Source organism: Bowmanella denitrificans, from assembly GCF_039522935.1.
Taxonomy (GTDB): domain Bacteria; phylum Pseudomonadota; class Gammaproteobacteria; order Enterobacterales; family Alteromonadaceae; genus Bowmanella; species Bowmanella denitrificans.
Map to the genome: position 1 here is coordinate 159,908 of NZ_BAAAEI010000014.1, position 16,152 is coordinate 176,059.

Annotated in this window: 10 protein-coding genes; 5 read left to right on the top strand and 5 right to left on the bottom strand. The window is 50.3% G+C overall.

The window, feature by feature from the left end; all coding sequences use genetic code 11:
* Positions 1–63 precede the first annotated feature (63 nt).
* Genes ABD028_RS13290 through ABD028_RS13300 form a run of 3 tightly spaced genes read right to left on the bottom strand, consistent with a single transcriptional unit; the run spans position 64 to position 3,176 of the window.
* The gene (locus tag ABD028_RS13290) at positions 64–1,758 is read right to left on the bottom strand and encodes an ArnT family glycosyltransferase (protein ID WP_343845483.1); all 1,695 of its coding nucleotides are present in this window, start codon (positions 1,756–1,758) and stop codon (positions 64–66) included.
* The gene (locus tag ABD028_RS13295; protein ID WP_343845484.1) at positions 1,751–2,449 is read right to left on the bottom strand and encodes a TVP38/TMEM64 family protein; all 699 of its coding nucleotides are present in this window, start codon (positions 2,447–2,449) and stop codon (positions 1,751–1,753) included. The genes ABD028_RS13290 and ABD028_RS13295 overlap by 8 nt, the downstream gene beginning before the upstream one ends.
* On the bottom strand, positions 2,430–3,176 hold the full coding sequence (locus ABD028_RS13300) for a glycosyltransferase family 2 protein (protein WP_102795197.1): 747 nt from the start codon (positions 3,174–3,176) through the stop codon (positions 2,430–2,432). The genes ABD028_RS13295 and ABD028_RS13300 overlap by 20 nt, the downstream gene beginning before the upstream one ends.
* Positions 3,177–3,395: 219 nt before the next feature.
* Here ABD028_RS13300 and ABD028_RS13305 point away from each other — a divergent pair, with 219 nt between their 5' ends.
* Positions 3,396–4,982: an ABC-F family ATPase gene (locus ABD028_RS13305; protein WP_343845486.1), complete on the top strand. Its 1,587-nt coding sequence runs from the start codon at positions 3,396–3,398 to the stop codon at positions 4,980–4,982.
* 56 nt (positions 4,983–5,038) lie between these two features.
* On the opposite strand, the gene ABD028_RS13310 is transcribed toward ABD028_RS13305, so the two are convergent.
* A complete protein-coding gene (locus ABD028_RS13310) occupies positions 5,039–5,968 on the bottom strand; it encodes a cation diffusion facilitator family transporter (protein WP_343845487.1) in 930 nt (309 codons plus the stop codon).
* A 166-nt stretch (positions 5,969–6,134) separates the two neighbouring features.
* Here ABD028_RS13310 and ABD028_RS13315 point away from each other — a divergent pair, with 166 nt between their 5' ends.
* The 4 genes from ABD028_RS13315 to ABD028_RS13330 all read left to right on the top strand — a co-directional run bounded on the left by ABD028_RS13315 (position 6,135) and on the right by ABD028_RS13330 (position 13,985).
* On the top strand, positions 6,135–7,856 hold the full coding sequence (locus ABD028_RS13315) for a Na+/H+ antiporter NhaC family protein (protein ID WP_343845489.1): 1,722 nt from the start codon (positions 6,135–6,137) through the stop codon (positions 7,854–7,856).
* Positions 7,857–8,213: 357 nt separating this feature from the next.
* Positions 8,214–10,802: a TonB-dependent receptor plug domain-containing protein gene (locus tag ABD028_RS13320; RefSeq protein ID WP_343845491.1), complete on the top strand. Its 2,589-nt coding sequence runs from the start codon at positions 8,214–8,216 to the stop codon at positions 10,800–10,802.
* Between the two features lie 187 nt (positions 10,803–10,989).
* Entirely contained in the window at positions 10,990–13,398 is a 2,409-nt protein-coding gene (locus ABD028_RS13325) for a TonB-dependent receptor (RefSeq protein WP_425542108.1), read from the top strand.
* 104 nt (positions 13,399–13,502) lie between these two features.
* Positions 13,503–13,985 carry a SixA phosphatase family protein gene (locus ABD028_RS13330; RefSeq protein WP_102795201.1) on the top strand — a complete coding sequence of 161 codons (483 nt, stop codon included), beginning with the start codon at positions 13,503–13,505 and terminating at the stop codon, positions 13,983–13,985.
* 47 nt (positions 13,986–14,032) lie between these two features.
* On the opposite strand, the gene ABD028_RS13335 is transcribed toward ABD028_RS13330, so the two are convergent.
* Positions 14,033–15,880, bottom strand: a complete 1,848-nt coding sequence (locus ABD028_RS13335; protein WP_425542110.1) for a M2 family metallopeptidase — start codon at positions 15,878–15,880, stop codon at positions 14,033–14,035.
* Positions 15,881–16,152: the final 272 nt, after the last annotated feature.

The following is a 16,152-nucleotide window of genomic DNA, read 5'->3' on the forward strand; positions in this document are numbered from 1 at the left end:
TTTTTTTTGGGATGATGTTGGCTGTTTACTTTGGCGTGCTAAACGGCGCTGAAACAGGGGCGACTATTCGCCCCTTTGCTGGCCCGGATAGAAAATCGGCAAGGTTGGTGAGGTAATCTGACAATCTGCTGTTCTGGCTGACTGGTCCAGCAGTAACCAGTCCTGACGATGGGCAAAACCCAGATCCAACCCTTTGTTCAGGTCAAAACAACCTAGTGCTTCCTGACGGGCGACCAGAATTTTGCCCTGAGGATGGTCACTCAGCCACTGCCAGGCCGATTGTTGCTGTGCTGACATGGGGCTGTGATAACCAAAATGCCCCATTGAATATGGCCAAAACAGCAGAAACTGCTCTTTCAGGCCCAGCATTACTAGCGGCGTATCGCGTGTTACATGCAATTGCAGGTTTTCCACTACCAGTTTAGGGGTTTTAACCGGCGTCAAGAGCACATAACCCCAGGAACTGTAGAGTAACCAGAACGAAGACATAAAAAGCAGCCAACTTAAGTGCTGACAGCGTCGGCTGACAAATAAGCTAAGCAGACCGAAGACGCCGATACAAAGTAAAAACCACCAGGGCTGTACAGGGTAATCCAGCACCAGTTGCTGAACCTTATCCAGGCCAGCCAGACCGGCAATAGCTAATGTGATAAACACCAGGGTAAATAGGGCAACAGTGGCCATTATCAGGCGGTTTGGCCAGCGCTTTTGCAGAATACCTTGTACAAAAGGGGCACTGATAAGCGCCAGCATCGGCAGTGCAGGTAAAATATACACACCACGCTTACCTGGGCTCAGGCTGAAAAACAAAACCACCAACCCGATCCAGACAAGAGGCAGTAAAATGCGTCTATCGCCAGCTTGAATGGCACGCCACCAATTGGGGATGAGCCAGGGCAACAGTAAACTCAGGGGCAGCCAGAACACCGGGATCACTGAGGTGAGGTAATACCAGAATGGTTTAATATGGTGCCAGGAATCGGCATAGCGTCTGGCAGTTTGTTTAAGCAGAATATTATCCCGGTAAACCTCATAAGCACTATCGGCCTGGTTTGCCACTAGTATCAGCATGGGCACAAACCACAGCGCAATCACCAACAACATGGTCAGAGGGCCGGCCCACCAACGCCAATTACCCTGGATTTCATCAGGCTGAGTCTGGAAGTGCCTGGCCAGGAAAAATGGTAACAACATCAGCAGTGGTAAAAAGCCAACACCTTTAGTAATCACTCCCAATCCCATGGCTGCAAAGCCCAGGTAATACCAATGCCAACCGTCTTTACACAGAAGATGGCGTAGTAAGCCATAACAACCCAGCGTGATCCAGGCGCACACCATCGCATCGATTTGGGCGGTTTTGGCCTGCAGAGTAAATTGAAAGCTTAACAGCAATAACGCCGCTGCCAGCATGCCGGTCTGTTCATTCCACAAACGCTTACCCAGATCGTAAACTAAGTACAAGGTAAGCAAGCCACTTAGCGCTGAAGGAAGCATGAAGGCCAGTTTAATGCTGCCCAACAACCAGTAAAACAGAGCAATACTCCACATAAATACTGGCGGTTTATCTGGATACAGCTCACCTCCACGCATCGGGAAAAACCACTGTCCTGAGTCCACCATTTCGACAGCGATCTGAGCAAATCTCGGTTCATCGGCAGGCCAGGGATCGCGCAGTCCCAAACCGGTAAAAAGCAGCACAAATGCCAGCAGCGCCAGTTTGAGCCTGGCCTCATTACCTCGTAACGACAACTTAAACATGGGCATGAATGTCCTGCTGCGTGGCGATTTCCTGTTCTATGCGGCTACGCCGGTAAAGCCAGGCGCCCAGTGCGCTGGAGAAAAGCAGCAATACCACGCCAACAACGATTTGCAGTTGGGCATTAAATTTTAGTCCGCTGCCGGAAAGGGCAAACACCAGCATTTGCGGTAAGTAGCCGATAAAGGACCCCGTCAGAAAGGCCCATAAAGGCAGGCGAATCAACCCGGCCAGCAGATTCACCGCCAGGTTGTTGCCTATGGGAAACAGCCTCACCGCAATCGTGGCCTTAAAGGTATTATGCGAGAGAAACTGACGCAGTCGCAGACCCGGCAAGCGTTTATGAATAACCTGATCACCTATTAGCCGGATAGTGAGCAAGGTGATACCCGCGCCGATGGTAACGGCGAAGGTTGACAATACAACACCGGCCAGCACACCAAAATAGTAACCACCGATAAAGGCCGGTATTTGCCTGGGTAAACCGACCGCACTGAGTCCGGCAAACAACGCCACAAACAGGCAGGCATCCAGATACAGATTACCACTTAAATACTGGCCGAAGCGTGCTGGTTGCCATTCGCTCAGCCACTGTGACTTGCCGACAAACCAGCCAACAGCAAGCAGTGCGGCAAGCCATAGCAGGGCTGGAAGCAGGCTCTTAGGTAAACATCTATGCGCCTGACTGGTCATGCCGATACTCCCTGCATTCGGTAGTCAGACGATTGCGGCGCTGTAGCCACATCACACCAAACAGGTCAACCAAACCCACCCAGGCGCGATTCAGCATGCCGTATTTGGATATACCGGCCATTCTGGCGCGGTGATTAACCACCGAAATTTTTACCTGCCCGCCGCATCGTTGCACCAATGCAGGCAGGAAACGATGCATATGATCAAAATAGGGCAGTTTCAAAAAGGTCTGGCGTGGGAACAGTTTAAGGCCACAGCCGGTGTCGGGGGTGTTGTCGCCGAGCAGGGTGGCGCGAATTTTATTGGCTATGCGACTTTGGAGCAGTTTCCAGGCACTGTCATGGCGGTTTTTACGATAGCCCGCAATCAGGAAATCCTGCTCTGGTGCAAAATCTTTGGCCAGCGTCAGCATGGCAGGAATATCGGCCGGATCATTCTGGCCATCGCCATCCAATGTGGCAATTAACCTGCCCTTGGCGGCGTGAATACCCAAATGAATTGCCGTGCTTTGGCCTCTGCTGTGCGGGTTTCTTAAAATCCGTAGCGCAACATCGCCAGTTTGCTGCAGGCTTTCCAATATCTGAAAAGATTGGTCATCACTGCCATCGTCAACGTAAATGATCTCATAGCTGATTAGACCTTCGAGATTCTGGCAGATCTCTCTAATAAGGGGATGGATGTTGTCTTGTTCGTTTTTTATGGGTACGACGACGGATAGTTCGATCATTGCAATTCATGCTGAAATATTGCCTGTTTGCTCAGCATAGAGGCGCTAACTTAAGGTTTTCTTAAGGCACAATAGCTGAAGGATAAGAAATGCCTGGGCCTTGGGCATTTATCTGTAGAAGAACAGTGAAAACGGCATACATTCAGGCAAAAGTAAGCTACACTGCGCCGCTTTTTTGTTCGGCCCTTTCGGCTTTTATCTATTTGCTAACAGGTTTCTATGATCGCTACCGCCAATATCACCATGCAGTTCGGCGCCAAGCCGCTATTTGAAAATATTTCCATCAAGTTTGGCGGCGGTAACCGCTATGGCCTGATTGGGGCCAACGGTTGTGGCAAATCCACCTTTATGAAGATTCTGGCCAACAAGCTGGAGCCGTCGGCAGGCAATGTGATGCTCGACCCGAACGCCAGAGTCGGCGTATTGGGGCAGGATCAATTCGCTTTTGAAAACTTTACTGTTATCGATACCGTGATCATGGGCCATAAGGAATTATGGGAAGTGAAAAAGGAGCGTGACAGAATTTATTCCCTGCCTGAAATGAGCGAAGAAGATGGGATGCTGGTAGCAGAGCTGGAAACCCAGTTCGCGGAAATGGATGGCTACACCGCGGAGTCGCGGGCCGGTGAGTTATTGCTGGCGCTGGACATTCCGGTTGAACAACACTTTGGCCTGATGAGCGAAGTGGCACCAGGCTGGAAATTGAGGGTTTTACTGGCCCAGGTATTGTTTGCCGAGCCGGATATCATGCTGTTGGATGAGCCGACCAACAACTTGGATATAAACTCAATCCGCTGGCTGGAAGACACCCTGGCACAAAGCAATGCGACCATGATTATTATTTCCCACGATCGGCATTTCCTGAACAAGGTCTGTACCCATATGGCAGATTTGGATTACGGTGAGCTGCGCTTGTATCCTGGTAACTATGACGAGTATATGACGGCCGCCACCCAAGCCCGTGAGTTGTTACTCAATGAAAACGCCAAGAAAAAGGCCCAGATCGCGGAACTGCAGACCTTCGTCAGCCGCTTTTCGGCTAACGCGTCCAAGGCTAAACAGGCCACCTCCAGAGCCAAACAGATTGAAAAGATCGAGCTGGCAGAGGTTAAGGCCTCCAGCCGCGTCAGCCCGTTTATCCGCTTTACGCAGCACAAGAAGTTATTCCGTAATGCCCTCGAACTGGAAAATCTGGGCAACGGCTACGACGAACTGTTATTTAAGCAGTTTAACCTGATCCTTGAAGTGGGTGAAAAAGTAGCGGTGATTGGTGCCAACGGTATTGGTAAAACCACCTTTCTGAAAACCCTGGTCGGTGAGTTACCGGCTAAAACCGGTACGGTTAAATGGTCGGAGAATGCCAGTATTGGTTATTATGCCCAGGATCACAGCAGTGACTTTGCCAAGGACATGACGTTGTTTGACTGGATGAGCCAATGGAAAAACCCGGGCGATGATGAACAGACCGTGCGTGGCTTACTGGGCAGAATGTTGTTTTCACAGGATGACATTAAAAAGTCAGTAAAATCGCTCTCTGGTGGTGAAAAAGGTCGTATGTTGTTTGGCAAACTGATTAATCAGCGCCCCAATATTCTGATTATGGACGAACCCACCAACCACCTGGATATGGAGTCTATTGAAGCCCTTAACCTGGCACTGGAGCACTTTGAGGGGACCCTTATTTTTGTCTCTCATGACCGCGAATTTGTTTCGTCGCTGGCCAGCCGGGTGCTGGATATCAAGGCTGACAGAATCATCGATTTTCAGGGTCCTTACGAAGAATATCAGGCCAGTCAGCAGGCCTGATCCGAAATATGCTACGGCGCCCACAAGCGCCGTTTTACTTCCGGGCCCGGACGGGGTTAGTGTGAATGCTCGCAGTGCCCATGATGGTCGTGTGGTGTGGGCTCCTGGTCCCGACAGGTTTCCTCAGGATGTTCAATTTCAATGGTGGTATGGGCCAGCTCAAAGGGTTTCAACTGGTCATTAACCGCCTGTTTCAGGGCTTGGTATTGCGTGGCTGATAACATCTGGGCACTGACCAGGTGTACGGTCAGCACATGTTTCTCACCGTCCAGTGACCAGAAATGCAAATGATGAAATCCGGTAATCTGCGGCAGAGACAGCAAGGCCTGTTCAACCTCTTGCTGCATTTTGACATCCGGACTGCGTTGCAGGAACAGCCCCAGGCTGCTGGCGGTATGGCGTAGTACATTAAATAAAATAAACAGGCTGAAACAAATGGCCAGCAGCGGGTCAAGTATTGGCAGCTCCACAACCATCATCACCAGACTGACAACCAGTACGGCGACCCAGCCGAGCATATCTTCCAACAGATGCCAGTTCAGTACTTTCTCATTCAGGGTTTTGCCCCCTTGCATACGCCAGGCGGCATAACCGTTCACGGCAATGCCCAATATCGCCAGACCCAGCATACCTGCAGTGTGGGGCATTTGTGGGTCCCACAAACGGGGGATAGACTGATACAACACCCAACTGGTGCCCGCTATCAGCACCAGGCCGTTAATCATGGCTGACAACAGTGACAGGCGCCGGAAACCATATGTAAAGTTGCTGTTGGCCGGGCGACCTGAGACATTACCCATCAGCCAGCCAAATCCGATGGACATGGCATCACCCAGATCATGCACAGCGTCAGCCATAATGGCGGTACTGTTGGTCAGCAGACCACCAATAAACTCAATAATGGCAAATCCAAGGTTAAGAAAGAACGCCACAGCCATGTTATCTTGACTGCCATGGGCATGATGGTGGTGGTGATGGTCGTGCATAGCCTGTCCGGCAATTAATCTCTGCTACCAGACTACCTGCAAACAGCTGCCTGCGGCAAGTAAGCCGCCTGGATAACAAAAGGGTATAGGGAAGATAAACTTAGATGCTCGCCAAGGCTGTTAGCTGAATGTTAGTTTTTGCACTTTTGAGTAAATAGGAGCACAGGTGTTGAGCAGAAATCTTGCAACCTGGGGATTTTTATTACTGGCGCTGATGGCCGCCTTGTACGCCAATCAGGCCCAGCATCCGGTATGGAAAGAGCAAAGTTACCTGTATGAGACCTTTCATACCGCCGATGGACGTCTGATGTACCGCTATCAAGGTGAGGTGCTGCCGGTGGATGGCCTGGTGGCTTATCAGGATTCACCGCTGCGACAAGTCAACCTGGACAGGTTGCAGGAAGAGCCTGCCGTTAAGCGCCAGTGGGTGGAAAAACAAGACGGCCAAATCATGTTGTTACAGGCCGATTTTCATTATGGCATCTGGTCCTTATTGCCCGCCTTTGTCACTATTGCCCTGTGCCTGATCTGCCGCGAACCCATAGTGGCGCTATTAGCCGGTATCGTCACAGGTGCATTCTTAATCGGTCAGTTTGATATAGTCGATAAGGTGTTAATTCCTAGTCTGGGCACACAAAGTGCGGCCGCCATTTTAGTCTTGTACTTATGGTTGCTGGGGGGCTTAACCGGCATCTGGGCCAAAACTGGCGCGGCACAAGCGTTTGCCCAAACCATGACTCGCCACTTTGTCAGAGGCCCGCGCTCTGCCAAATTAGTTACCTGGTTGTTGGGGGCGATGTTTTTTCAGGGCGGCACCATCAGTACCGTGTTGGTGGGCACGACCGTCAGGCCGATTGCCGATAAGGCCGGGGTCAGCCATGAAGAATTGAGCTATGTAGTGGACTCCACCGCATCACCTATCGCCGTTGTATTGGCTTTCAATGCCTGGCCCGCCTACGTGCAGGCTTTTATTTTTGTGCCGGGAGTCGCCTTTTTGGCCACCGAGGCCGATCGCATTGCGTTTTTCTTTGACAGCATTCCCTTTAGCTTTTACGCGATTTTAGCGGTACTGGGTACCTTGTTGATGAGCTTAAATATTTTCACTTTTTCGGGGAAACGTCTGAGAAAAGCCCATGAACGTGCAGCTAAGACCGGACAACTTGATGCTCCCTCCGCCAGACCCATGAGCAGTGGCGAGCTACATAAAGTGCAAGTGCCAGCCCATTATCAGGCCAATATGTGGGAGTTTTTGTTACCACTGCTACTCTTGCTGGGCATTGCAGTAGGCACTTTTATGTGGCTTGGCAGCCCTAAGGTAAACTGGGCGTTTGGCACTGCTCTGGTGGTGGCATCTGCCATCGCCTTATGCAAAGGCATGAGCCTGGAGAACCTGCTGGATGGTTTTGGTGATGGCCTAAAATCCGTGGTGGTCGCCTCGGTGGTTTTGATGCTGGCGATTACCATAGGGGGGATCAGTAAACAGATTGGAGGCGGACTGTATCTGATTGACTTATTAGGGGAAACAATACCCTTTTGGGCGCTGCCGGTGATTTTGCAATTGATTACTATGGTGATTGCATTCTCTACTGGTACCAGTTGGGGCACCTATGCCATTGCCTTTCCACTGGCGATGCCGCTGGCCTGGATGATTACCCAGGATCAACAATTAGCCAACCCCGAATTGTATATGGCCATCTGTTTTGCCACCGTACTCAATGGCAGTGTTTATGGTGACCAATGCTCGCCAATTTCAGATTCTACTATACTCAGTTCCATGACCACAGGTTGCGATTTGATGGACCATGTCAAGTCCCAGTTGTTTCCGGCTGGACTGGCTGCCAGCGCGGCAGCCTTGCTTTGGACCTGCGCGACATTCTTCGCCCTTTAAGTCTTTTATAACGGATACGCTTTGATAGGTTTATCCGTTTTTTCAACTTGTTAAATATCGGTTCAGGCTATATGTTTGTATCGTTAGATGGGTGATTTCATGCGTTTATTGACGGAGACAATCCGTCTGGAAGCATAGTTTATGCCGTTTTCTTGATTGTTACTTTTCCTTAAGTTTTAGAAAGAGATAGCACAAGAAAAAACAAACAGGCAAGGAATCATCCAAACAACGCTCAAAAATAAATCGCTATTTTGGTGCAGCAGTGCACCAGAGGCGATGCAACAACGGAACTGTGCATGATTTTCACCCTTGAGGTGAAAGCAGCAAGTAAAAATAACAACAAGTTGGAGAAGGTTAATGCCTACCCATATCAATAAGTTATCTAGAAGTATCAGGATTGCACTCACATCAGCAGCGACAGTGGTCACCACCTTTGGTGTTAACGCTCAGGATCAATCTCAGGGCGCAGATACCGACGCGCCGGTAGAAAAAATTGCTATTGTCGGTACCCGTGCAGCGCCCCGTTCGGTAGGGGATTCTGCGGTACCACTGGATATTGTCGGCGGTGACGATTTTGCCCGGCAAGGGGCTACAGACATCGACAAAATGATGATGTCGGCAGTCCCGTCTTTTACCGTAAACGAACAGCCGATCAATGATGCCTCGACCTTGGTTCGACCGGCTAACTTGCGAGGTCTGGCTTCTGACCAAACGCTGATTCTGGTCAATGGCAAACGTAAAAATCGTTCGGCTGTCATTACTTTCCTGGGCGGCAGTTTATCGGATGGTGCCCAGGGACCGGATATTTCCACTATTCCTGCCATTGCGCTGCGTCAGATAGAAGTGTTGCGAGACGGTGCTGCGGCACAGTACGGCTCAGATGCCATTGCCGGGGTGATTAACTTTTCACTGAAAAATGACAGTGATGGTGGCCAGTTTGAGGCGCGCTACGGCTCTTATTACGAGGGCGACGGCGATATGATGCAGTACTCAGGCAATGTGGGGCTGCCGCTCACCGATGATGGTTTTGCCAACCTGAGTTTTGAATACCGTGAAGCCGACCCCACCAGCCGAAGTATTCAGCGTCCCGATGCCGCAGCTATTGCTGATGCGGGTAACGAGTTTGTTGCTAATCCGGCACAAGTCTGGGGTAACCCGGAAATTAAATATGACTATAAGATGTTACTGAATACCGGATTGGATCTGGGCAATGACAAGGAAGCCTACATGTGGACATCCTGGTCTGAGCGGGAAGTGGAAGGTGGTTTTTACTATCGTCACCCTCATACCCGTGGCGGGGTCTATTCCAACGATGGTGGTGAAACACTGCTGGTGGGGGATTTGACCCCTAATGATGGTATTGATTGCCCTGTTGTACCTATTACTGCTAACGTCCTGACGTCAGCGGCTTATCAGCAGGTAGCAAATGACCCCAACTGCTGGGCATTCAATGAGATGTTCCCGGGTGGTTTTACTCCTAGTTTTGGTGGGGTGGTATTCGATGCTTCTATTGTGATGGGCACTAAGGGCGAGCTGTCCAATGGTATTATGTATGATGTCAGCGCCTCGTTTGCCCGCAGTGAAGTAGAGTTTTCCATTAGCAACACCGTTAACCCTTCACTTGGCCCAGACACGCCTAATAGTTTCAGCCCTGGTCAATATAATCAGACCGAAAAAGGCTTGAACCTGGATCTGTCTTATCCGATGGAGGTAGACGGTTGGGACGAGCCAATTAATATAGCCGGTGGCTTGGAATGGCGGCGTGAGTCATTTGAGATTCAGCCTGGCAATCCGGCTTCTTATGAAGTAGGACTGTTGGCCTATGATCCTGCCACCGGGGAGTCCCAGGGTTTTGGCATTGGTTCAAATGGATTCCCTGGATTTAAACCTGAAGATGCTGGTACCTGGAGTCGTGGCAACGTGGCCGCTTATGTGGATGTGGAAGCCTACCTGAGCGACAACTTTATGGTAGGGGTTGCTGCCCGTTATGAGGACTACACCGACTTTGGTTCCACTTTTAACGGTAAGCTGGCAGCCAGATGGCAACTGAACGATGACTGGGCATTGCGTGGCGCAGCCAGTACAGGTTTCCGTGCACCATCCGTTGGCCAGAGTAACGTACGCAACGTGACCACCGCCTTTGTTGGTGGACGATTACAAGATCAGGCTACTTTACCACCCACACATCCTATTTCGTTGCAAAAAGGCGGTAAACAACTTGAGCCTGAAGAGTCTGTTAACCTGAGCTTTGGTTTGGTGGGTGAGTTTGACAATGGTCTGTATATGACGATTGATTATTTCAATATCAAAGTCACAGACCGGATTAGCCAGACTTCCAGCCTGACCTTAACACCAGCAGATATCGAAGCATTGTTGGCATTGGGGCAACGTGATGCTACCAGTTTCACCAGTATTCGTTACTTTACCAATGACTTCGATACCCGTACCCAAGGGATAGATTTGGTGATGAACTACAGCATGGATATGTTTGGTGGTGACACTAAGCTGTCGCTGGCTGCCAACTATACGGATACCGAAGTGTTAAATGTCGGCCCTGATGGAACCGTAGGGAACATTGGTGCCAACAAGGTTATGATGCTGGAGGATAACCTGCCGGATACCCGCTTCAGTGTGACGGCCGATCATACCAACGGTGATTGGCGCTTCCTGGCAAGAATCAACTACTTTGGTGATTACTTCGAAGATCACGTGGATGATGGTACGCCGGATGCCAGAATTTACCCGGGGGCAGAGACCACGCTGGATGTGGAAATGGCCTACAACTTTACCGACAACTTGAGTGTGGTGGTTGGCGCCCAAAATGCCCTGGACAACACTCCGGACGATAACCCGTTAGCGGATTGGGTTGGCTCAGCTTACCCAACCACGGCACCTATGGGAATTAACGGTGGTTTCTACTACATCAGAGGCATCTATAATTTCTAACTTGTTAGTTTATTCTCAGGCCGCTTAATGCGGCCTTTTTTATTCTCTGCTCATAAACTAAGCATTCAATCTTGCCTAATTGGCATTCCTCAACTGGCTCTTCTAGCTTTAGATGGGGTCAATCGAGCTGTCGGGTTTATACAACTTGATGACATATTGACCTATATAAAAATATAGGAGAAGCATCATGGACACACTGATAAAGCCCTTGGTCACCACTATTCGATATGCACTTTACGGCATGCTGACATTAGGTGGGACTCAGGTTGTAGCGCAACAACAACAGAATCAGCAGGAACAGGAGGAGCAGGACGTAGAGGTGATTATGGTCACCGCCACCAAACGCGCCTCTACCTTGCAGGAAGTGCCGTTTTCCATTAATGCCCAATCCCAGGCGGATATTGAAAGGGCCGGGGCGACGAATTTAGAAGAGTTGTCCAGGAATGTGGCTGGGTTATCGATTCAGAACCTGGGGCCTGGCCAAAGTCAGGTGGCTATTCGCGGTGTATCCGCCGGGCAGGTGGTGCGTGACCAACCGGGGGTGAAGGAACAAGTGGGGGTATATCTGGATGAGAGTGTGATTTCACTATCACTGTTTACCCCGGATTTGGATCTTTATGATTTGAATCGGGTCGAGACCCTACGTGGCCCACAAGGCACCTTGTTTGGCTCAGGCTCTATTGGTGGCACTATCCGCTACATAACCAATCAACCCGAAGTCGATGAATTGACCGGCAGTCTGGAGCTTAACCTGAATACACTAACCGACGGCGATACCGGCGGGCATGTTAAGGGCATGGTGAATCTGCCGTTAGTGGATGACAAACTGGCCATGCGCGCGGTGGTTTATACAACAGAATATGCTGGGTTTATTGATGCACTGGGTGAAAATGGCAGTCGCAAACAGGATGTAAATGGTGGCAATCGCACCGGCGGGCGACTGGCTCTGACCTGGTGGGCGACTGACAATTTGACCATCACCCCAAGGGTGGTATACCAGGAAATTGATGTAGATGGGTTTAACCGTCAGGAAGTCTTTAATCTGTTTGCCAATCCGTATACCACGACCCGTCCGGCCATACAGTTAGGCGAGCGGGAACAATACTTGCTGCTGGATGAAGGTTTTAAGGACGAAACACTGATTGCCGATATCACTGCAGAGTGGCAGTTGGACAGTGTGGATATGACCTTTGTGTATAGCTACACCGACAGGGACATTCTGGTGAGTCGCGACGCCAGTGCGCTGTCCGGCAGCGTTAGCGTGGACCTGGGCTTCCCCGAGCAAGCAGTATTGTTGCCGTCGAACCTGCATGATCGCACAGAAGTTGAGCAGGACACCATTGAACTGCGGTTTAGTTCGAACACTGACCATGCACTGCAGTGGCTGGCTGGGGTGTTTTACTCTGATACCCAGCGTCAGTACAGTCAACGTTTGCCGACTCCGGGTTATGATGCTTTTACCGACGCTGTATTAGGCGAGGGGCAAGCTGCCGCTGCTGCAAATGGTTTTGGCCCGGATTCGCCGTATAACGCGGATTTACCCTACGACCTGACACAAAAATCGGTGTTTGGTGAGCTGACTTACGATGTAAACGATAAACTCAATCTGGTCCTTGGCAGCCGTTTTTACGATTATGAAGAAGAGCGGCGTTTTACCACCGGCGGGTTATTTTCAAACGCGGATGACCAGGTGGATGCCACCTCATCAGATGGTTTTACATCAAGGTTTATTGCCAATTATGAGCTAAACGAAACGGTGAATCTTAATGCACAGATATCGCAGGGCTTCCGTTTGGGGGGAGTCAATGACCCATTGAACGAAACACTTTGCCAGGGCTCAGATCTGCAAACTTTTGGCAGCTTTCAGAACTACGATGATGAAAAGCTGGTTAACTATGAAGTGGGTATGAAGGCCAATGCCAGGCGCTGGAGCGCTAATATGGCTGTGTTCTACACTGATATCAGTGATTTGCAGGTGACATTGGATGCCGGCTCTTGTTCTTCGCGCATTTCCTTTAATGTGCCAGAGGCGCATACGGTTGGATTGGAATATGAACTCACCCGCCGTGCTACCGATAATCTGTTCGTCACCTTGTCTGGTAGTTTTGTAAAGGCCGAATTTGACTCCACCGTGCGTGACGGTGATGGCAATGTACTAGGCGGGGTAGAAGATGGCAATCGTCTGGCATCGGTGCCTGAGATTCAGTTTGCTTTGGCAGGCACCTATGACTTTGATACCGCCATATTGAGTGCCAATGACACATACCTTTCTGCATCCTTTCAATATGTGGGTGACAGAATTACTCAGCCAAGTGATCAGGTGGCGGGGGCGGGCAACTTTGTGTCCGGCTTGCCCTTTGGTGGTGCCACGGGTAATGAGCTGACGGCCTTGGATCTGGAACTGGATGCCTACAATACCCTGAATCTCAGCGCAGGTTTGGTTTACGATACCTGGGAAGCGGTGTTGTATATCAATAATGTCACGGATGAAAATGCCAATCTGTCCTTTGACCGGGAGCGGGGAGGGCGTGCCAGGCTGGCGTATCGTACCAATCAGCCACGCACCTTTGGTGTCACTTTGCGGGCAAGGTTTTAATCAGAATAGCCTGATGATAGGGCGATGATTCAAATCTAAACGCTGCAAAACATAGGGTTAATATTAATGTCAGTCAGCATTAAATCGTTGTGCGAGTGGTATTGATGAAACAAGTGCTTTTATTACGCCATGCCAAATCCAGTTGGAAACATGTGGTGGACGATGAGTTTCGCCCTTTGAATGCCAGGGGCTACCGGGACGCGCCAGTGATGGCAGAAACCTTGCGAGGGCGGCTACCGGATAAGATTTTGTGTTCACCCTCGATTCGCACCTACAGCACCGCCATGTTTTATCTGCGTAACCGGGATATGCCACTCGAACTTCTGCATCTGGACTGGGCGCTTTATGAGGCCAGTGGTGACAGGTTGATGCGTTATCTACTGGCGCTGGATAACAGTTGGCAAAGTGTTTGGTTATTTGGCCATAACCCAGGTCTGAATGAATTGGTGGAGCTGGCCACAGGCCAAGCCGTAGACAATATTGTGACCGGCGCCAGAGTGCAGTTGCAATGGCCGGTGAAAGACTGGCAAGCATTGCAAGATGGCCAGGCCCGTTTAATAGGGATTGACGCCCCGCAAAAGCAATAGCTTAGAGGAGCAGGCAGCGCTATGCGCTGCCTGCTTTTTTGACAAGCTTACCAGCCGCACTGACGGCCCTGGTTTTGCTGATCCAACCAGGTTTTCAAAGGAGCAAAGTAATCAAGAATAGCTGTGGCGTCCATCTGGTTTGACCCCGTCATGGTTTGCAATGCTTCCTGCCAGGGTTTGCTCATACCCATTTCCAGCATATCATTTAGCGCTTTACCTGCTTCTTTGCTGCCGTAAATAGAGCAGCGATGCACAGGCCCCTGATCACCGGCAATTTCGCATAAGGCCTTATGGAACTGGAATTGCAGAATATGGGCCAGGAAATAACGGGTATAAGGCGTATTGCCAGGTACGTGGTATTTTGCACCTGGATCAAAGGCATTAGCATCCCGCGCTACGGGTGCCATCACACCCTGATATTTTTCACGCAGTTCCCACCAGGCCTGGTTGTAATTTTCCGGTGTCACTTCCCCGGAAAATACCTTCCAGCGCCACTGATCCACCATCAGGCCAAAGGGCACAAACGCAATTTTATCCAGTGCCACCTGTAACAGCATACCCAGGTCATTGGATTCATCCGGGATCTCATTGATTAAGCCAATTTGCTTAAGGTATTTAGGTGTAATAGACAAGGCAATCGTATCGCCAATGGCTTCATGGAAGCCGTCGTTCGCGGAGCCGCGATACAGCAAAGGCTGGTTTTTATAGGCACGCTGGTAAAAGTTATGTCCCAGCTCATGGTGGATAACATTGAACTCTTCACCGGTTTTCTGGATACACATTTTAATCCGTAGATCGTCTTTGTCATCCAGATCCCAGGCAGATGCATGACATATCACATCTCTGTCCTGGGGCTTAACGAATTGCGAACGTTCCCAGAAAGTTTCAGGCAGGGGCTCAAAGCCCAGCGAGGTAAAAAATGATTCGGCTTGCTTGACCATTTTTATTTCGTCATAGCCATGCTTTTTCAGTGCCGCCGTGACATCCGGCACCTGCATTTTCTGCTCAGGCTTAACTAAATCATAAATATTCCCCCAGCTTTGTGCCCACATATTTCCCAGCAAATGCGCGGGAATGGGCTTGTCCTGCGGAACAACGTCTGTGCCGTAGTAATCACCGAGCTTGGCGCGCACATGGCAGTGCAGTGCTTCATAGAAAGGTTTGACCTGTTCCCAGGTACGGTCCAGTTCTGCAGAAAAATCCTTGGCCGGCATATCATATTTGCCACGCCATAGTTCGCTGGTATCGGCAAAGCCCAGTTCTTTGGCGCCTTCATTGGCCAGTGTGACCATTTCTTCGTACAGGGGCTTCATAGGCACAGAGATTTGTCGCCACCCTTGCCAGATTTCCAGCAGCAACTCGTGATCCCGGCTTCTGGCCATCTTGGCGGTCATCTGCCCCAGATCCCAACATTCCCCGTCTTTACGACAGTAGTCGCCTTTGCCATACATCCCGTCCAGTTCCGAGGATATCTGCGACATGCGCTCGGATTTCTCTGGCGCTGACGGAGGGGCCAGGACAAAGGAGTTAAGCAATAAGTCCAGTTGACGACGGGTATTAGCATCCACCTCAACATGGTTGAATTTGGCTGCCTCCTTGGCCAGTTCGGCAGTGCGGACTGACAGTTTTTCACTCAGGTAGGCAGACACTGCGGCGGTATCCTGATTGATATAGGTGGCATAGGCCCAGGCAGCCTGAGAGGCAGGAAACTGCAGTTTTTCCATTTCAGCCTGGGCACTTTCGATAAAGTCCCTGGCGTCCTGCGCGCTGTGGGTTGCGGCTTGTTCTACCTTGGCCGGGCTTTGGTTGCTAGCGGCCTGGTCTTGCTGACAGGCTGCCAGGCTCATAGAAAGTCCTACCATAATGGCAGACAGGGTAAGTTTATTTGGCATGATTGTCCCTTTTATTGTTCGTTGTTGGCCCGTTTATTCTTAATTGAATCGCTGGTTTTCGGGGCCTCTCCATTATAAGAGTTCGGCCAGGTAGAAGATACCCTGAGACACATTTAGCGGGAACAACATAGGAGCAGCCAATAAAAAAGACCCGGTTTCAAAAGGCGCTAGTGAAATCGGGTCCAGGGAGAAGGGAAACAAAACTCTCATATACTCTGACTGTCAAAACCTGAGCAAGTTCCCAATTCGTCGCATTAAAAAATCTCTTTAAAAAT